This window comes from Bradyrhizobium sp. SZCCHNR1017, from assembly GCF_032381375.1.
GTDB lineage: Bacteria > Pseudomonadota > Alphaproteobacteria > Rhizobiales > Xanthobacteraceae > Bradyrhizobium.
Window position 1 is genome coordinate 294,837 of record NZ_JAUHIR010000008.1, and the last position, 17,965, is coordinate 312,801.

The 17,965-nt window shown below is 65.5% G+C and carries 15 protein-coding genes; 7 read left to right on the forward strand and 8 right to left on the reverse strand.

What is annotated here, in order from left to right; all coding sequences use genetic code 11:
• Nucleotides 1-6: 6 nt before the first annotated feature.
• A complete protein-coding gene (locus tag QW863_RS21445) occupies nt 7-837 on the reverse strand; it encodes a hypothetical protein (RefSeq protein WP_315717324.1) in 831 nt (276 codons plus the stop codon).
• A 367-nt stretch (nt 838-1,204) separates the two neighbouring features.
• On the opposite strand from QW863_RS21445, the gene pgm reads away from it, so the two are divergent.
• From pgm to QW863_RS21465, 4 genes are all read left to right on the forward strand, one after another.
• On the forward strand, nt 1,205-2,845 hold the full coding sequence (gene pgm, locus QW863_RS21450) for a phosphoglucomutase (alpha-D-glucose-1,6-bisphosphate-dependent) (protein ID WP_315717325.1): 1,641 nt from the start codon (nt 1,205-1,207) through the stop codon (nt 2,843-2,845).
• A 217-nt stretch (nt 2,846-3,062) separates the two neighbouring features.
• A complete protein-coding gene (locus tag QW863_RS21455; RefSeq protein ID WP_315717372.1) occupies nt 3,063-4,298 on the forward strand; it encodes a lytic murein transglycosylase in 1,236 nt (411 codons plus the stop codon).
• Nucleotides 4,299-4,736: 438 nt separating this feature from the next.
• On the forward strand, nt 4,737-5,240 hold the full coding sequence (locus QW863_RS21460; protein WP_315717326.1) for a DUF1993 domain-containing protein: 504 nt from the start codon (nt 4,737-4,739) through the stop codon (nt 5,238-5,240).
• A 158-nt stretch (nt 5,241-5,398) separates the two neighbouring features.
• On the forward strand, nt 5,399-6,496 hold the full coding sequence (locus QW863_RS21465; RefSeq protein WP_315717327.1) for an alkene reductase: 1,098 nt from the start codon (nt 5,399-5,401) through the stop codon (nt 6,494-6,496).
• A 174-nt stretch (nt 6,497-6,670) separates the two neighbouring features.
• Here the strand turns inward: QW863_RS21465 and QW863_RS21470 are convergent, their stop codons facing one another.
• Both QW863_RS21470 and QW863_RS21475 read right to left on the reverse strand, forming a co-directional pair.
• Nucleotides 6,671-7,087: a hypothetical protein gene (locus tag QW863_RS21470; protein WP_315717373.1), complete on the reverse strand. Its 417-nt coding sequence runs from the start codon at nt 7,085-7,087 to the stop codon at nt 6,671-6,673.
• A gap of 516 nt (nt 7,088-7,603) precedes the next feature.
• Nucleotides 7,604-9,976, reverse strand: coding sequence for a TonB-dependent receptor (locus tag QW863_RS21475; protein WP_315717328.1), 2,373 nt, complete (start codon nt 9,974-9,976; stop codon nt 7,604-7,606).
• Nucleotides 9,977-10,288: 312 nt separating this feature from the next.
• Here QW863_RS21475 and QW863_RS21480 point away from each other — a divergent pair, with 312 nt between their 5' ends.
• Complete coding sequence (locus QW863_RS21480) at nt 10,289-10,924, forward strand: response regulator transcription factor (RefSeq protein ID WP_315717329.1); 636 nt, start codon at nt 10,289-10,291, stop codon at nt 10,922-10,924.
• A gap of 126 nt (nt 10,925-11,050) precedes the next feature.
• Here the strand turns inward: QW863_RS21480 and QW863_RS21485 are convergent, their stop codons facing one another.
• Entirely contained in the window at nt 11,051-11,407 is a 357-nt protein-coding gene (locus QW863_RS21485; protein ID WP_315717374.1) for an EF-hand domain-containing protein, read from the reverse strand.
• Nucleotides 11,408-12,364: 957 nt separating this feature from the next.
• Here QW863_RS21485 and QW863_RS21490 point away from each other — a divergent pair.
• Nucleotides 12,365-13,207, forward strand: a complete 843-nt coding sequence (locus tag QW863_RS21490; protein ID WP_315717330.1) for a hypothetical protein — start codon at nt 12,365-12,367, stop codon at nt 13,205-13,207.
• Nucleotides 13,208-13,256: 49 nt separating this feature from the next.
• Nucleotides 13,257-13,598, forward strand: coding sequence for a hypothetical protein (locus QW863_RS21495; RefSeq protein ID WP_315717331.1), 342 nt, complete (start codon nt 13,257-13,259; stop codon nt 13,596-13,598).
• Between the two features lie 43 nt (nt 13,599-13,641).
• On the opposite strand, the gene QW863_RS21500 is transcribed toward QW863_RS21495, so the two are convergent.
• The 4 genes from QW863_RS21500 to QW863_RS21515 all read right to left on the reverse strand — a co-directional run bounded on the left by QW863_RS21500 (nt 13,642) and on the right by QW863_RS21515 (nt 17,843).
• Nucleotides 13,642-14,562 (reverse strand): TonB family protein, encoded by a 921-nt coding sequence (locus QW863_RS21500; protein ID WP_315717332.1) that lies wholly within the window; start codon nt 14,560-14,562, stop codon nt 13,642-13,644.
• Complete coding sequence (gene exbD / locus QW863_RS21505; protein ID WP_315717334.1) at nt 14,559-14,984, reverse strand: TonB system transport protein ExbD; 426 nt, start codon at nt 14,982-14,984, stop codon at nt 14,559-14,561. Before exbD ends, QW863_RS21500 begins: the two co-directional genes overlap by 4 nt.
• A gap of 3 nt (nt 14,985-14,987) precedes the next feature.
• Nucleotides 14,988-15,764 carry a tonB-system energizer ExbB gene (exbB, locus tag QW863_RS21510; RefSeq protein ID WP_315717335.1) on the reverse strand — a complete coding sequence of 259 codons (777 nt, stop codon included), beginning with the start codon at nt 15,762-15,764 and terminating at the stop codon, nt 14,988-14,990.
• Between the two features lie 336 nt (nt 15,765-16,100).
• On the reverse strand, nt 16,101-17,843 hold the full coding sequence (locus QW863_RS21515) for an ABC transporter substrate-binding protein (RefSeq protein WP_315717375.1): 1,743 nt from the start codon (nt 17,841-17,843) through the stop codon (nt 16,101-16,103).
• Nucleotides 17,844-17,965: the final 122 nt, after the last annotated feature.

The following is a 17,965-nucleotide window of genomic DNA, read 5'->3' on the forward strand; positions in this document are numbered from 1 at the left end:
CTGAAGCTACGGCTTCAGGACGACAGAGAACAGGCGAAAGCCCGCGACCTTCGGAAACGCCTCCGCGGCCTCCGGCGAGACCAGGGCCACCACGGCCGCGCTCACCTCGCCATTGTTCAACCGGGTGATCGCGGTGGCCTGCCCTTCCAGCAGCAGCACCTCCGTCGCACCGGCCGCATTCATGGCCGCGGTGATCTTCGCGTTGGACTTGGCGTAGCGCTCGTCGATCGCGATCACCTTGCCGCTGAGATCGCCCAATCCGCGCACGGTGGGACGCGCCAGCAGCACCGCGACGAGATGACTGTCGGCGGGCCCCTCTGGGACACGCAGCGCGGTCATCCGCTCGGCCAGCTCGGCCGCCACCGTCACCGCAGCCACCATGACGTCGCTCTGGACCTTGGCCGGATTCGGCATATCCGTCGTGACGGAGGGGGTCTTGATCACCGGCGCGGGCGGGCCGTCAGCCGGCGCGACCGGATCGGGCCGCGGCGTGCGCGCCGGCGCCGCGAGCGGCTTTTCGATCGGCTTGTCAATCGCCTTTTCAATCGGCTTTTCAATCGTCTTGGCGGTGGCGATTGGCGACTTGACCCGGCGCTTTGCGGCGCGGGCGTGCTTGTGCTGCAGAGTCGCGCGGCGCGCGACCGCGGCTGCAGGCTTGTGGATCGTGTCGGCAGGCTCCAATGATTGCGGCGACTGGTCGGCGACGGGACCGTCCACGCAGGGCCTTCCGCTCAGATCGACGCAAGGCGAGGCCACCTGCGGCGTCACCTGGTGGCTGCAGCCGGCCAGGGCCAAGGTTGAAACGACGGCCAACGCGCCGAGACAAAGCGCTCTCACTTTTCCGCTCCTGACGACTCTCCCGCGCACGAGACGCGCCTCTGCTCCGGCCTGCTATTTCAACGGCCATCCGTTAAACTCAGGCTTAAGCGCCGGTCCCGGCACGCGGACTCAGTGAGGCGTGGTTAATGTCGCGCGCACAAGGCGGCGACATTGGCCGGCCTCGGCCGCGAGAATCCGGCATTCCCTCAGCGGATATCAAATAGACTTCACGCCGCCGCGGGGGGCGTGCACGAATTCCGTTGATCGGATCACCGCGCGCCGCCATGTTGCGGCAGGTTCGTCGCGACGCCCCGCGTTCCCTGCGCCCGCCGCGGCGGAACGAAGCGCCGCCGCAGATGTTTCTCGAACTTGCGAAGGATGCTCCATGGCCAAGACAGACCCCGCAGCCGGCAAGCCGATCGCCAATGCCGCGCTCGCCAACATTCCGCGGCTGATCACGGCCTATTATGCGCTGAAGCCCGACCCGCACGAGCCGACCCAGCGCGTCGCTTTCGGCACGTCGGGGCATCGCGGCTCGTCGTTGAAGACCGGCTTCAACGAGAACCACATTCTCGCCACCAGCCAGGCGCTCTGCGACTACCGCCGCCAGCAGGGCCTCGACGGCCCCCTCTTCGTCGGCATCGACACCCACGCGCTGGCCGAGCCGGCGCTTGCCAGCGCGCTCGAAGTGTTCGGCGCCAATGGCGTCGAGGTGATGGTCGACAAGGACGGCGGCTACACGCCGACGCCGGTGATCTCGCACGCCATCATCTCCTACAACAAGGGCCGCACGGCGCATCTCGCCGACGGCGTCGTCATCACGCCGTCGCACAATCCGCCGGAGGATGGCGGCTACAAATACAATCCGCCGCATGGCGGCCCCGCCGACACCGACGCGACGGCCGAGATCGAGCGGCAGGCCAATGTGTATCTGGCCAACGACCTCGATGGCGTATCGCGCATCAGCTACAGCCAGGCCAAGCAGCGCGGCTCGTTGCACGCTTACGACTACATCACGCCCTACGTCGCCGATCTCGCCAACACCGTCGATCTCGACGCCGTCAAGGCGGCCGGGATCAAGATCGGCATCGATCCGCTCGGCGGCGCGGCGATCGCCTACTGGGCGCCGATCATCGAGCGCTACGGTCTCAACGCTGAAATCGTCAACGACGTCGTCGATCCCACCTTCCGCTTCATGACCGCGGACTGGGACGGCAAGATCCGCATGGACTGCTCCTCGCCCTACGCGATGGCGAGCCTGATCGGCATGCGCGAGCGCTTCGACGTCGCGTTTGCCAACGACACCGACGCCGACCGCCATGGTATCGTCACCCGCTCGGGCGGGCTGATGAATCCCAACCACTATCTGGCGACGGCGATCTCCTACCTGTTCGCTCACCGGCCCGGTTGGCGAAGCGATGCCGCGATCGGCAAGACCATCGTGTCGAGCTCGATGATCGACCGCGTCGCGCGCAAGCTCGGCCGCAAGCTCGTCGAAACCCCCGTCGGCTTCAAATGGTTCGTCGAGGGCCTCGGCTCCGGCAGCTTCGGCTTCGCCGGCGAGGAGAGCGCAGGCGCCTCGTTCCTGAAGCGCGACGGCACGGTGTGGACCACCGACAAGGACGGCCTGATCCTCGGGCTGCTCGCGGCCGAGATCATGGCCAGGCGCGGCCGTGACCCGAGCGAGCTCTACAAGGAGCTGACGGCCGAGCTCGGCGCGCCGGTCTATGAGCGCATCGACGTGCCGGCGAGCCCGCCGGCAAAGGCGGCGCTGAAGGCGCTGACGCCGGAAATGCTGAACCTGAAGGAGCTCGCCGGCGATCCCGTTCGCATGGTGCATACGAAGGCTCCGGGCAACGGCCAGTCGTTCGGCGGCATCAAGGTCGAGACCGACTACGGCTGGTTCGCGGCGCGCCCCTCCGGCACCGAGGACGTCAACAAGCTCTATGCCGAGAGTTTTCGCGACGCCGAGCATCTCAAGCGGATCCAGAGCGAGGCCCAGGCGGCGCTGGCGAAGGTGGGATGAAAGGGCGAGTAGCGAATAGGGTTCTTGCCGTTTCCCATTCGCCATTCGCTGTTCGCCCCTGCCCCTTCCCTCCCGCCCCCCGCATCGGATATCGATGGCTGGACAACGACCTGACAGCCATCGGTGAGACCGGATGCGAAGCTCTTCGACTGCCTTGCGCGTCACCTTCAGCGCGCTCGCAACCTCGTTCACGCTGGTTGTCAGCGCCGCGGCGCAAATGGCGCCGGAGGCGGCCGCACCACGTCCGAAGCCGGCGCCATCGATGCGCGCCGCGGCCTGCCATAACGGCCAGAGCTTCGACCGGTTTCTCGCCGAGCTGAAGCAACGCGCCATTGCCGAAGGCGTGTCGCAGCGCGCGATCGCGGCCGCCTCGCCGTACCTCACCTACAACCAGGGCATCGTCAATCGCGACCGCGGCCAGCGGGTGTTCGGCCAACTGTTCACCGAGTTCGCCGGCCGGATGGCCGCGCCCTACCGGATGCAGAACGGCCAGCAGCACATCCGGATGCATGCGGCAGCGTTCGCGCGCGCTGAGAAGGAGTATGGCGTGCCCCCGGCGGTCATCGCCGCGTTCTGGGGCCTGGAGAGCGATTTCGGCGCCAACATGGGCAATTTGCCGGTGCTGCCGTCGCTGGTGTCGCTGGCCTATGATTGCCGCCGCAGCGAGCGCTTCCAGAATGAGACCATCGCCGCGCTGAAGGTCATCGACCGCGGCGATCTCGCGCCGGAGGAGATGATCGGCTCATGGGCCGGCGAGCTCGGTCAGACGCAGTTCCTGCCGACCCACTACGTCACCTATGCCGTCGACTATGACGGCGATGGCCGCCGCGACCTCTTGCGCAGCGCGCCCGACGTGATCGGCTCGACCGCGAACTACATCGCGACCGGACTGAAATGGCGCCGCGGCGAGCCGTGGCTGGAGGAGATCCGCGTGCCCCAGGCGTTTCCGTGGGAGCAGGCCGATCTCACCGTCAAGGCGCCGCGCAGCAAATGGGCCGGCCTCGGCGTGACCTATGCCGACGGCCGACCGCTGCCGAACGATGCGCTCGAAGCCTCGGTGCTGCTGCCGATGGGCCGCAACGGCCCGGCGTTCCTGGCCTATGCCAATTTCGCCGCCTACACCGAGTGGAACAATTCGCTAATCTATTCGACCACCGCGGCCTATCTCGCCACCCGCATCGCCGGCGCGGCGCCGATGCGCAAAGCCAGCGGCCCAGTCGCGCAACTGCCGTTCAACGAGATCAAGGAGCTGCAGCAGCTCCTGGTAAAGGCCGGTTTCGACGTCGGCAAGGTCGACGGCGTGCTCGGCCAGCAGAGCCGCATCGCGGTCAAAACGATGCAGTTGCGGCTCGGGCTGCCGGCCGATTCCTGGCCGACGGCGGAACTGCTCGTACGCATGCGGGGCACGCCGCGGGCGCAGGCGGCGCCGGCTTCAGCGACAGCGACACGGTAGGTGAGCCGACATCATCGCGCGGCGCTCCTCGTCTCTCGATTGCAGATGACTTATTGTCCGACTTCATGCGACCGTGTCGTCCGCTCTTCGCTATTCCAATTTATCACCTTGGAATTGGACGGCCAGATGATCGCTCAGGACAAAAGCGCGAGCAGACGGACAATTGAAGCCCAATTTGGCTTGTAGCGCCGATCTTCATCCTGACCCTGTTCGGCCACCCAGGCTCGTCGTTCTCCACGACCTCGATCCGGCATTTCGGCCACGGCTTGGGGAAATCCTCCAGGGGACGCGTCCACAATCGCCGTGACCTCAGCGTGAACGACTGGAATGCACGGCGACCGCAAAAACCAGAAAGATGCAGTTGCATTCTCTTGGACGCCGCCCCATCTCCGAGGGCGCGCGCTTTCGTCGCGACGTCTCCTGCCAAAAGAGAGCATCATGTCCTTTTACGATTCGACCGTGCCGGCCTACCTCCAGATCCTCGGCAGCCTGTCCGGCCTGCTCAGCAAGGCCGAGGCCCATTGCGAAGCCAAAAAGATCGCCCCCGAGGTGCTGCTCGGCGCACGGCTGTATCCGGACATGCTGCCGCTCTCCAAGCAGATCCAGCTCGCCTGCGACTTCGCCGCCAAGGGCTGCGCGCGGCTTTCCCATAGCGAGGTCCCGAGCACGCCCGACACCGAGACGACGTTCGCCGAGCTTCGCCAGCGGCTTGCCAGAACCATCGATTACCTGAAGACGTTCCAGCCGGCGCAGTTCGAAGGGGCCGATAGCCGCGACGTCACCTTTCCAAGCGGGCCCAACACCACGCTGACCCTGAAGGGGCAGGACTTCGTCAACCGCGTCTCGTTTCCGAACTTCTATTTCCACGCCGCGATCGCCCACGGCATCCTCCGCCACAACGGCGTCGAAATCGGCAAGCGGGACTTCCTGGGCGTCGCCTGATCCCTTTCGTCTATTGCGACAGGCTATCCAACGGATGGCCCGTTGCGGCCGCTCCATCGCGCGGCACGTCTGCGCCGGACGGATACCTCGCGGCATTGCGCTGTTCGCGGCAATGCACAACTGACCACGATCCCCTCCCCTCTCCTGGAAAGATCCCGATGAGTGCATCCAAACTGTTCGCGCCATATCAGCTCGGTCCGGTCACCCTCGCCAATCGCGTCGTGATGGCGCCGTTGACCCGCAACCGCGCGGTGGACGGCCTCGCGCCGGGTCCGCTGACGGCCGAATATTACAGCCAGCGCGCCTCCGCCGGCCTCCTGATCTCCGAGGCCAGCCAGGTCTCGCAGCAGGGCCAGGGCTACCAGGACACGCCTGGCATCTACTCCAAGGAGCAGATCGCCGGCTGGCGCAAGGTGACCGACGCGGTGCATGCCAAGGGCGGGCGCATCTTCATCCAGCTCTGGCATGTCGGCCGTATCTCCCATGTCTCGCTGCAGCCGAATGGCGGTGCGCCGGTCGCGCCCTCGGCGATCGCGGCCAAGACCAAGACCTTCGTCGGCGGCGCGTTCACCGACGTCTCGACGCCACGTGCGCTCGAGCTCGCGGAAATTCCCGGCATCGTCGCGGCGTTCAAGCAGGCAGCGCTGAATGCGATCGAGGCCGGCTTCGACGGCGTCGAGATCCATGGCGCCAACGGCTATCTGCTCGACCAGTTCGCCAAGGACGGCGCCAACAAGCGCACCGACGCCTATGGCGGGTCGATCGAGAACCGCGCAAAGCTGATGCTCGAGGTTGCCAAGGCCGTGTCGGAGGCGATCGGCGCCGACAGGACCGGCATTCGGCTATCTCCGGTGACGCCGGCCAACGACATCTCGGATTCCAATCCGCAGGCGCTGTTCGACTACATCGTCGACCAGCTCGCGGCGCTGAATCTGGTCTACATCCACGTGATCGAGGGGGCGACCGGCGGCCCGCGCGACGTTGCGCCGTTCGACTACGCGTCGCTGCGCAAGCGCTTCAAGGGCACCTACATCGCCAACAACGGCTATGACCTCGCGCTCGCGAACAAACAGCTCGATGCCAACGCGGCCGACCTGATCGCCTTCGGCCGGCCGTTCATCGCCAACCCGGATCTGGTCGAGCGGCTCAAGGTCAGCGCGCCGCTCAACGAGCTCGACCGCGCCACCCTCTATGGCGGCGGCGAGAAGGGCTACACCGACTATCCGACGCTGAAGGCGGCGCAAGCGGCGGAGTAGTCGCCATCACGTAGGGTTGGCACAGCAGCCGCTCGCAGGGCGGCCGCGTGCCCACCATGCCTCCGCGAGAGCGGAGGGAGCGGTGGGCACGGCGCACGAGAGGCCGCGCCTGTCGCAACATCTCGCTTCGCGCCTTTGCCCACCCTGCGCTTCTGCGATCCGGCACATCCCCACCTACATCATGCTGCCGGGCAGGAAGCACCGCACATCGATGCGCAGGCCCGTATTCAGCTCGCGATAATACACGGGCCATACCATCGTCCGGCCGGCGCGATTGGGCTCGGTCACCACGGCCTCCTCCGGAACGACCCACCATTGGCCTTCAATGCGAACACGGTAGCGGCCATCCTTCGTGTCCCAATCCGTGTCCGAGAGCGCGGTGCCATCCGCATCCGAGCAGCACGGCCCCTTGCCCGAACGCAAACTCTCGAACCAGCCCTTGAGCGGAGAATTGGCGTAACGCCCATCGAGATCGCGCGCCGCCGCATCGCCAAGCAGCAGAGAATGCGCCCCCAGACTGCCAGCGAGAAGCACGACAGAGATTGTCGCTCGTATCCAAGGAGGCACGTGGGGCCGGTGAACGGCATCCATCGATGACGCGATGATCGATACAAGGCTTGAAGATCTACGGCTCATGTGCACCACCTCGCTGCTCGATACGATGCGCAATAGCTGGTCGGGTTCTGTGGCGGAAGTTCGTAGTTGGCGGAAGCCGTCAGCAACTAATCGCGATGCTTCGTAAATTCCACAGGCGCACAGCGATCTCGTTCACGAGGTCAGCGGGATAATTGCCCAAAATCCATCGTGAGCAGACTCATCGACGATTCATACCGGTTGCGTAGGGTGAGCAAAGCAGCTGCCCGCAGGGCGGTCACGTGCCCGCCGTGCATCCGCGCAAGCGGAAGGAATGGTGGGCACGGCGCGCGGTGGAGTTGAGCTCGTGACATGCAGTATCGCACACGCGCCTTTGCCCACCCTACGGCAGCGGAGACACGTCACGCTTTTAGTCAAGCAACAAGAAGGCCGGGATTTCTCCCGGCCTTCCTGCCACGGTGGGGGCTGCCGTGGCGCGGCGCGGATGCGCCTATGGTCGTCAGGATGCGAAGCTCAGAACTTCGCCCGGATGCCGGCATAGGCCGCGAGCGGCATCCCCGGAACCATGCTACGCGGATCGTTCAGCGCGAACGCCGTTCCGCCACCGGCGGTGTTGAAGCCGGCGGGGTCGAACACGGTACCTGCCGAGTAATAGCGCTGATTGAACAGGTTCTGGATCAGGCCGAACACCTCGACGTTCTTGGTCACCTGATAAGATGTGTTGACGTTCACGACCCAATAGGCCGGGACCTTCGGGTAGACGTTGGTGTCGTCGTGCAGCAGGTACTGGCTGCCGACATAGTTGACGCTCGCCCCGACCTTCCAGGCGTCGGTCACGGCATATTCTGCGCCGAGCTTCAGGCGGTGCGCCGGAATGCCGGGAATGTGGTTGCCGGAGACGACGCCGACCGGCACCCGCAGGAACGGATCGTTGACGTCGAAGGCGCTGCGGAAGGTGGCGTCGATGAAGGTGTAGTTGGCGTAGGCGGTCCACCGGTTCCAGGCCAGGTCGAGCTTGGCCTCGACACCCTGGCGCAGCGTGGTGCCGGCGTTCTTGAAATAGCCGCGCACCGGGTTGGCCGGGTCGACGACTTGGATGATGTCGTCGGAATTCTCGGTACGAAACAGGCTGAGGCCCCAGCGCAGCCGCCAGCCATCATCGACCGCCGATTTGATCGGGGCCTTGCGGTAGGCCGGCAGATCGGCGGCGTAGGCCGAGCGGCCGCCGGAAATCTCGCCGCGCAGGCCGCCTTCGACGGTGCGCGACACCACCTGCTTGAGCGGCGGATCGGCGATCAGGAAGTTGTCGATCAGGCAGGGATTGGCCGGATCGGAGCAGCCGAGCTCGAGCGGCGTCGGCGCGCGGTTGGCTTCGGAGTATCCGGCATAGGCGGTCATGTCAGGCGTGATCTTGTAGGTCAGGCCGATCACCGGGTTGAAGCGCTGGAAATTGTTGTTGCTGTTCAGCAGCGGCGCGAAGCCGGTCTGGTCGCGCAGGTTGATCTGCGCCCAGTTGAAACGGCCGCCGGCGGTCAAGGCGAGCTGCGAGGTGATGTCGAAGGTGTTGGTCGCGTAGACGCCGAGATAGGTGTTCTTGGCATTCAGGTTGACCGGGGCGAGGCCGGCATTGGGCTGGTCGATGTAGACGCCGAGGCCGGTGACGAACAGGTTGTTGTCGATGGTGCCGAGCTCGGATGTGGCCTGGAAGTTGGTATTGCCGTGATCGACGCTGGCGCCGACGACGAAGTGGTTGTCATGGCCGAAGAGCTGCGTCGTTGAGGTCGCCTGCAGCGAGCCGCCATAGCTGTCGGTCTTGACGGTATTGCGGTCGATCTGGCCGAGCGCCGCATCGGCGGCCAGCGTGTTGGCGGTTGGGCCGTTGCGGTTGATGTCCCACGGGGTCCCCGCGGCGTCCTCAAGGACGAACACGCCGCCCCCGTCCCGCACTTCGGTGCTATTGCCATCGACGCGCGCGGATTTGTAGTTGCGGTAATAGCCGTTGGCCTGGATCGACAGCGTGTCGGTCGGCGTCCACTTTGCGCTCGCCTGCACCATCTGCATCTGCAGATGCAGCGACTGGGGCCAGGTATAGACGCTGGACCAGCGCTGGTTCAGCATCTCGATCGGTGTCGCGGCGACCGAGCCGAGCTTGTTGTCGGCACCGGTGAAGGAGAGATGGAATTCGGTGTTGTCGCCGCGCGCGCCGAAATCGGCATACATGCGCCGGATCTGCGAGGCCGACGAGTAGTCGCGCCAGCCGCGGTCATAGGCGCCTTCCGCCGCGATATAGGCCGAGTAGGTGCCGTTGTTCCAGCCGTATTGAGCGCCCGACTGGATCCGGCCGAACGAGCCGCCGAACAACTGCGCTTCCCCGCCCTGGTAGTTGAAGCCGTTCTTCATCTCGATCGACAGCGCACCGCCGGTGGCGTTGAGGCCGAACAGCGGATTGTTCGGCATCAGGGTCATGCGTGCGATCGCCATTTCCGGGATCAGGTCCCAGTTCACGACGTCGCCGAAGGCCTCATTGATGCGGGTGCCGTTCTGGTAGACGGCGATGCCCTGCGGCGTCCCGAGCACCGGCGAGGCAGTCTGACCGCGATAATTCAAGTCGCGCTGGAACGCGTTCCCGGTCTGGTCGCTGAGGGAGACCCCGGGCACCGATTGCAGGATGCTGTCGAGCAGCGTCGGCGCGCGGCTGTGGTCGAGCTCCCGCGCCCCGATGGTTTCGACATTGGAAGGAATCTTGTCCTTCGCGATCTCGCTGCCCTGAACGGGCGAGACGCCGACCACCTCGATGGTCTGCAGGGTTTGCTGCGCGAACGCAGCCGCAGGCAGCAACGCACAGGTCGCGAGAAGCGCGCTCTTCAGCGCCGACAGTCTGGTCAAGACGTCCCCCAGTTTCTTGTCGACCGGTTCCGGCAACAGCCCACGCCCCTGAGCCTTTACCCGCACCAGAACTGGCCGATTTACCCGTCTACGAACGTTAACATTCGTAAACAGCCCTCCAGTTCGTCGCAACGGGCAATATTCTTCGGCCCCTAGGGACAATCTTCCCGGATCCGGAAAGTGGCGATCGATTCGCCGAGCTATCTCCCAGCCTCGGCCGCACTGTTGCACCCGATCCTGGTTTGCAAGGGAACTCACATGGTAGAGAAAGCATCGGCGCCGTCGGCGCCCTAAGGGCAAGACCTTCATCGGATGTATCGCGTTCTGCTCGTCGATGACCACCCGGTCGTGATCACGGCCTGCCGCTGGCTGCTGAACGAAGCCGGGATCCGCGCGCTGTCCGAGGCACACGATGCCGACAGCGGGTACCAGGCCTATGTTCGTGACCGGCCGGATGTCGCGATCGTCGATCTGCGCCTGCCCGGGCAGGAGCTCGGCGGCATCAATCTGATCGAACGCATGCGGTCGCACGATCCCCGCGCCCGGATCCTGGTCTTCAGCATGCATGCCGATCCGCGCATCGTCCGCTCGGCGATCGACGCCGGCGCCAGCGGCTATCTGCTGAAGGACGCGCCGCCGCACGAGCTGCCCAAGGCGTTGGAGCAGGTTCGAGCCGGCGGCACCTATCTCGATCCGCAGCTCGCCACCCGCATCGCCCTGCTCCGCGCTGACCCGGACGGCATGGCAGCCCCTGCGCTGACCCCGCGCGAGCGCCAGGCCCTTGCGCTGCTGGCCCAGGCGAAATCCTATCAGGCGATCGCCGACCATCTCGGCATCAGCTACAAGACCGTCATCAACCTGACCTACCGGCTGCGTCAGAAGCTCGGGGCCCGCAGCCTGCCCGACCTGGTTCGTCTCGCAGTGGAAATGTCCCGCCCAAGCCTGTGAGGGCCAATCGCCTTCCTGCTGGCCCGCCACGAGCATCCGCCTGAAAGACGAGGGCCTGCGACGGTCTCCCGTCACAGGCCCTCGAGCTCATGTCTATGTCGCGTCGGTCCAGTGCGGACCGATGTCTCACTTCAGCAGCTTGGCCACCGACTTCAGCTCTTTGGAATCGAGCGTGCCGTCACCGTCCGGATCGGCCGCCTTGAAGCGGCCTTCCACCAGCGCGAGATACTCGTCCTTGGTCAGCGTGCCGTCATTGTCTGGATCAGCGGCCTTGAGATCCTTGGCCGAAACGCGGCCGCGCAGCTCCTTGGCGTCGAGCGTGCCGTCGTGGTCGCGATCGAGACGATCGAACAGCGCGCCGGCGGCCGTGCGGACCTCGTTCATGTCGGCGGTGCCGTCCTTGTCGGGGTCGATCGAGGTCAGCAGCTTGGAACGGGCCGGTGCACTGACAGCGATCGTCGACGTGCCGACGATCGCGGCCATGCCGACGGCAGCGGCCGTCATCATCAGTTTCCAATTCATCGAATTGATCCTTTGTCTCCGCCGTCCGAGGGGCGGCGATGAAGCGCACGAAAACAACGTATGCGAGCGTCGGCGGTTTCACCGGCAACGCGCCGCACATCGCTTTGACCTATGGGAGGCCTTGTCATTTCGCAAGTGCAAGAACGCGACGCCCGGGAAATTCCCTCAAGAGCGTCGGGACTAGAACCTCGGTCCGTGCAGAAAATATCTCCCCGGACGGTCACGACGCGGACCGCTATCGTGGTCGAAGACACCTCCTCCTGCCTCGGCCCGAGCATTGGCGACGTGGCGTCCGCGCTTGGCGACATGCCTTGCGGTTCTGGCACCGCTCCCCGATGACGCCTGTCGGACTTGCCCAACCTGATCTCTCTTGCCGGCCTGGGTTTGATTCCACCAGGCTTCCAGCTGGTCCCGCAGCGGCTCCTCCGCGAAGGCGCGTCCATCCGGCAGCAGCGTGGACAGAAGCAGTGTGAGCACCAGTCCAAGCCGCATCGGCCGAGCGGACAAGCGGCGATGATGACCGGGTGTGTGAAGCACGGGCGTGTCCATTCTCTGGCTGATCCGGCGATCAGCAATGCATGCTGCAACACATGTTTTCCTCGCTCTATGACCTCAATGTGTTTGCAGCACGCCACATTCATCACCGCGTTGAGATTCACTCGCGAAATGGCCGCCATATTGTCCCGGTCAAAATGTCCCGTTCGACTTGCCAAAACATCCCTATTCCTCATCGAAACAGCAAGGGCCGGAGCAATTGCGGCATTCGACGACTGATCGTTTCCCGATCGCGTCATCTTTCAGCCGACAGGCCCGCATGTTTTCGCCCAGCCGACTCGTTAGCTCATTAGTTGAAGGGAGCGCGGGGACATGCAGCCGAACGGCATCGCCAGGAGTACAAAAAGACGATCGCGATTGTACATGGCTGCCGGTGCTCTCGTGCTCGCGCCGTTCGGTGCAGCGGCCGAGGAGATCCAGGGCAATGACCCCGCCTCGCCCGGACATTTCCAGGTCGAACAGCGCTTCGGCTATCTGACAACCTTCAATCCGCAACAGAACGGCGGACGCCGCGTGCCGCAGCGTGCGGTCACCGGCGAGACCGAGATCGGCTACTCGCCAACCGAATGGTACGAGATCGCGTTGACCTCGCCTTACGCCTTTGCCCGCACCAATGTGCCGATGGCGCTGGGCAACGTGATGGACAATGGCGTGCCCGGCTATTCATTCCAGTCCGGCGGCGTCACCATTCGCCAGACCTTCATCCAGGGCGACCGGCTCGAGCGCACCGTCTTCCTCGGCCTGGTGTCACGCACCATCCTGGCGCCGCAGGGCGGCCTGACGCCGGACCTGTGGGTCGCCAACAAGGCCGGCGCCGGCCAGCCCGGCGCGCCGCGCTTCGTGCAGGAGGCGACGCCGCGGGTGGCGCAGATGTTCACGCCGATCATCGGCGTCAACCTGCCCAACGACTATCAGCTCATCTTCAACGCGAACATGACCTTCGGCATCGACGGCGCCGGCTCGGCCTTCGAGCCCTCGGTGCGCTTCGTCAAGCGCCTCAGCGATCGCTGGACCGTCGGTATCGAGCATTTCTCCAATCTCGGACCGTTCGGCTACATCCTGCCCTGGAATCAGCAGATGCAGACGCTCTACGCAGTCGCCGACACCCGCTTCAAGGGCTTCGAATTCAGCTTCGGCGTCGGCTACGGCCTGACCAACGCCTCGCGCGGCCTTGCCGTCAAGACCAGCATCGGCAAGGATTTCTGACCCCGCGCGCCCTCATCCCATGACCAATCATAAGAAAAGGACACTCGTCATGCGTCGCCTCGTCACCGCCTGCGCGCTTCTCATGCTGGCCGGCTCCGCCGCGTCCGCCGAGGACGGCCCGCGCTTCCTCAACCGCACCGGCCAGACCATCGTGAAAATGTACCTGGCGGCCGCCGGCACCAAAACCTGGGGCGCCGACCAGTGCAAGAACGACGACGAGGGCGAGGTCGACCACAATGAGCGCATGACGCTGGTCGGCGTGAAGTCCGGCCGCTACGACATCAAGCTGTCCGAAAAGGGCGGCCGCACCTGCGTCGCCAAGAACATCGAACTCAAGGAAGGCGCGCAGTTCGTCGTGCGCGATACGGATCTGACCGAGTGCAGCAAATAAGCGGCACGCGGCGGCACCGATATCGCCCTGGATGGCGCCGCGCTCAGCGCGGCCTCAGATGGAGAGGGACCGTGCGCGAGACCTGCGCCTGAGCCATCGCCGGCGGAAAGCGCGGGAACGGCGCGGCGCGTTCGATGATGCCCATCGCCGCGCGGTCCAGCGCCGGCGAGCCCGAGCTTCCAGCGAGCCGCCGCGACAGCAGCCGGCCGTTACGATCGATCACGACGTTCAGCATGACGGTGCCGCTCGCGCCATTGCCGTCGGAGGGATAGGTCGCGGCGCGGCGGATCTGCGCCACCACCTCGGCGTTCCAACTGGCCTGGCCCTCGCGCGCCCCGACGCTGTCCTCGCCGGGATTGGGCGCCGACGCGACACGTGAAGGCCGGGCCGCCGGCGCCGCAGCCGGCTTCGGCGGTGCGGGCTTCCTCTCGGCCCTCTCCTTCGTTTCCTTCTTCTCCACCGGCTTGCGCTCGACACGCTCGGGCACGGGAACGGGCTTCGGCTCCGGCGGTTTCGCCTCGATCGGTTTCGGTGGTGGCGGCGGCGGCAAGACGACATCGTCTGCACGCGGCGGCTCGGGCGCGAGGGCGACCTGTGGCGCGGGCTCCGGCGAGGGAACGACATCCGGCACCGGCTCCGGCTCGGAGGGAGCCGGGACAGGCTCAGCGACGGCCTCGCGCGCGACCGGGTCGTCCTTCACCGGCTCATCCTTTGGCGGCTCCACCGGCGGCGGCTCGGACGCCGGCGCATCCTGCGCCGTCGGCGCCGGCTCGCTCACCACCGCCGGGGTGAACACGACGTCGAAGGCCGGCGCCTGGGCACGCCCCTGCGGCGCGGGACGCAGCAGCAGATAGCCGACGGCGAGCCCGACGTGCAGCCCGCCCACCACCAGCGCGGCGATGGTCCACAGCGTCCGCTCCCGGCGCTGCTCGTGTTCGAACGGATCGAGCGTCAGAACGCTCACTGCGCGCCCCGGTCTTCCAGGGCAACGAGCGCGACCTTGGTGTAGCCGGCGCGGCGCAACGTGTTCATCAGCGCCATCACCTCGCCATAGGGCAGCGTCTGATCGGCGCGCAGCAGCACGCGCTGCTCGTGATCGGACTTGGTGGCGGCATCGAGCGAAGCGGCGATGTCGGCCTGCGCCACGCTCTGGTCGCCAACGGCGAGCGAGCGGTCGGCCTTGAAGGTGACGAAGACCGGCGTCTCCGCGCGCGGCTGCGGCTCGGCCGAGATCGCCGGCAGGTTGACCGGGACGTCGACCGTGGCGAGCGGTGCCGCCACCATGAAGATGATCAGGAGCACCAGCATGACGTCGATGAACGGCGTCACGTTGATGTCGTGCGTCTCCTCGAAGTCGTCGGGGCGCCGGGCAAGCTTGACGGCCATGGCTCACTCCGCCGGATTGGCGATCGACAGCAGCGGCGCGTCGACCGCGCGGATGGCGCTGCGCCGCACCTCTGTGGGCCCCGCGTGCTGCCGGTCGAGATCACGGCTGAGCAGGCGCATGACCGCCACCGATGCATCGGCGATGACGGCGCGATAGCCGCCGGTGGCACGCGCGAACAGGTTGTAGATCACGACCGCGGGAATCGCCGCGGCGAGGCCGAAGGCGGTGGCGAGCAGCGCCTCCGCGATGCCCGGCGCCACCACCGCGAGGTTGGTCGTATGCGCATGCGAGATGCCGATGAAGCTGTTCATGATGCCCCAGACCGTGCCGAACAGGCCGACGAACGGCCCGACCGCGCCGACCGTGGCGAGAATGCCGATGCCGCGGCCGATGCGCGCCACCGCCGCCGCCTCGATCCGCTCGAACTGCCAGGAGACACGCTCCTTGATGCCATCGGCGGGGAGGCCACGCGACTTGTCGATTTCGTCATCGGCGACGGCCAGCAGCCGTCCGACCACACCGTCGTCGGCGGAAATGCGTCCCGTCGCATCCGACAGCGCGCGCGCGGCCAGCGCGATGCCGAGCGCGCTGCGCGAGGTGCGCAGTGCCGCGCGGAGCTGGATCGTCTTCACCACCAGAACGGTCCAGGTTGCGACTGAAGCCAGCGCCAGCCCGATCATCACCGACTTCACGACGATGTCGGCCTGCATGAACATGGTCCAGGGCGACAACGCCTCCGGCAGCGTGCTCGCGATATTGGCGATGTGCGCCTGATCCATGGCCGTACTCCCTAGGTGGCCCCGTGGGTTGGCGATCACGATCCCGGCGTGGATCGCATGAGGCCATGCCGGATCGTGTCGAGGCCTTGTTGTTTCGTGTCGTTGGGGCAAAGTCACGGCGAAGATCGCGACAATCCCGATCGTCAAAGAGTGCCGCCTGTCCCCACCGGCTTCAAGGCACTTGCTGCGTGGAAGTTGTCCCCGGCGACACGGGAATAATTCCCGAATGGAACGGGAAGCCCCTCACCTCTGGGCCAAAAGAAAAGGCCGGGATTGCTCCCGGCCTTCGTGATGGGATCGCCCGGTCGAGCCGGGCGATGACTTCAGAGCGTTGGCTCACTTCGCCTCGGCGCGCTTCGGCGGGGTGGCCGGCCACGACTTGATCAGGGTGTCGTAGTCGATCGTCTCGCCCTTCGGCTTCTCGTTCGCGAGCTTGCGCTGCGGAGCGATGTTGCCGTCCTTGGCCGACTTGTTGAACCAGAACTCGGCCGATTCCTTTTTATTCAGCTTCGGACCGCACTCGCCCTGGACCTTGGACTTCTCCAGACGCTCGAGGACGGAGTCCTGAGCGGCCGCGAGCGCGTCCATCGCCTGCTGCGGGGTCTTCGCACCGGACGACGCATCGCCGATGTTCTGCCACCACAGCTGCGCCAGCTTCGGATAGTCGGGCACGTTGTTGCCGGTCGGGGTCCACTGCACGCGCGCGGGCGAGCGGTAGAACTCGATCAGGCCGCCGAGCTTCGGCGCACGCTCGGTGAACGACTTGTCCCAGATGTCGGATTCACGGATGAAGGTGAGGCCGACATGGCTCTTCTTCAGCGACACCGTCTTGGAGACGATGAACTGCAGGTACAGCCAGGCGGCCTTGCGGCGATCCGGCGGGGTCGACTTCAAGAGCGTCGCAGAACCGGCGTCCTGGTAGCCGAGCTTCATGCCCTCCTTCCAGTACGCGCCATGCGGCGACGGGGCCATGCGCCACTTCGGCGTGCCGTCCGCATTCACGACCGGCAGGCCGGGCTTCACCATGTCGGCGGTGAAGGCGGTGTACCAGAAGATCTGCTGAGCGACGTTGCCCTGCGCCGGGACCGGACCGGCCTCGGAGAAGGTCATGCCCTGCGCCTGCGGCGGCGCATACTTCTTCATCCAGTCGAGATACTTCGCGATCGAGTAGACGGCCGCCGGGCCGTTGGTGTCACCGCCGCGCTCGATCGACGAGCCGACCGGACGGCAACCTTCCATGCGGATGCCCCATTCGTCGACCGGCAGGCCGTTCGGGATGCCCTTGTCGCCGTTGCCGGCCATCGACAGCCAAGCGTCGGTGAAGCGCCAGCCGAGCGAGGGATCCTTCTTGCCATAGTCCATGTGGCCATAGACCTTGACGCCGTTGATCTCCTTGATGTCGTTGGTGAAGAACTCGGCGATGTCCTCATAGGCCGACCAGTTCACGGGCACGCCGAGGTCGTAGCCATACTTGGCCTTGAACTTGGCCTTGTAGTCCGGATTGGTGAACCAGTCGTAGCGGAACCAATACAGGTTCGCGAACTGCTGGTCGGGCAGCTGGTAGAGCTTGCCGTCCGGAGCGGTCGTGAACGACTTGCCGATGAAGTCGTTGACGTCGAGCATCGGATCGGTGACGTCCTTGCCCTCGCCCTTCATGTAGTCCGACAGCGCGATCGTCTGGCCGTAGCGGAAGTGGGTGCCGATCAGGTCGGAGTCGTTGATCCAGCCGTCATAGACGTTCTTGCCGGACTGCATCTGGGTCTGCAGCTTCTCGACGACGTCACCTTCCTGGATGATGTCGTGCTTGAGCTTGATGCCGGTGATTTCGCTGAACGCCTTGGCGAGAGTCTTCGACTCGTATTCGTGAGTCGTGATGGTCTCTGAGACGACGTTGATCTCCATGCCCTTGAAGGGCTCGGCGGCCTTCGCGAACCACTCGAGCTCCTTCTTCTGCTCTTCCTTCGACAGCGTCGAAGGCTGGAATTCGCTGTCGATCCACTTCTGGATCGTGGCGTCGTCCGCACGTGCCGGCACGGACAGCGTCATAGTGGCGGCGAACAGCGCAGCAGCGCTGGTCATCGCGAGATAGCTCGCCTTGGTCAGGTGATGCTTCCTAGGTTTCAAGTGTCGCATGCTTTCCTCCTTGAGCGACAGACGTATCCAGGTCCGGGTTGTCCCCGGATCTGCCCCTTTTCACCTGC

Excerpts from the sequence above, each read along its gene's own strand:
- pgm (WP_315717325.1), top strand. The coding sequence starts at position 1,205 with ATGGCCAAGACAGACCCCGCAGCCGGCAAGCCGATCGCCAATGCCGCG.
- QW863_RS21455 (WP_315717372.1), top strand. The coding sequence starts at position 3,063 with ATGGCGCCGGAGGCGGCCGCACCACGTCCGAAGCCGGCGCCATCGATG.
- QW863_RS21460 (WP_315717326.1), top strand. The coding sequence starts at position 4,737 with ATGTCCTTTTACGATTCGACCGTGCCGGCCTACCTCCAGATCCTCGGC.
- QW863_RS21465 (WP_315717327.1), top strand. The coding sequence starts at position 5,399 with ATGAGTGCATCCAAACTGTTCGCGCCATATCAGCTCGGTCCGGTCACC.
- QW863_RS21470 (WP_315717373.1), bottom strand. The coding sequence starts at position 7,087 with ATGGATGCCGTTCACCGGCCCCACGTGCCTCCTTGGATACGAGCGACA.
- QW863_RS21480 (WP_315717329.1), top strand. The coding sequence starts at position 10,289 with ATGTATCGCGTTCTGCTCGTCGATGACCACCCGGTCGTGATCACGGCC.
- QW863_RS21485 (WP_315717374.1), bottom strand. The coding sequence starts at position 11,407 with ATGGCCGCGATCGTCGGCACGTCGACGATCGCTGTCAGTGCACCGGCC.
- QW863_RS21490 (WP_315717330.1), top strand. The coding sequence starts at position 12,365 with ATGGCTGCCGGTGCTCTCGTGCTCGCGCCGTTCGGTGCAGCGGCCGAG.
- QW863_RS21495 (WP_315717331.1), top strand. The coding sequence starts at position 13,257 with ATGCGTCGCCTCGTCACCGCCTGCGCGCTTCTCATGCTGGCCGGCTCC.
- exbD (WP_315717334.1), bottom strand. The coding sequence starts at position 14,984 with ATGGCCGTCAAGCTTGCCCGGCGCCCCGACGACTTCGAGGAGACGCAC.
- exbB (WP_315717335.1), bottom strand. The coding sequence starts at position 15,764 with ATGGATCAGGCGCACATCGCCAATATCGCGAGCACGCTGCCGGAGGCG.
- QW863_RS21515 (WP_315717375.1), bottom strand. The coding sequence starts at position 17,843 with ATGACCAGCGCTGCTGCGCTGTTCGCCGCCACTATGACGCTGTCCGTG.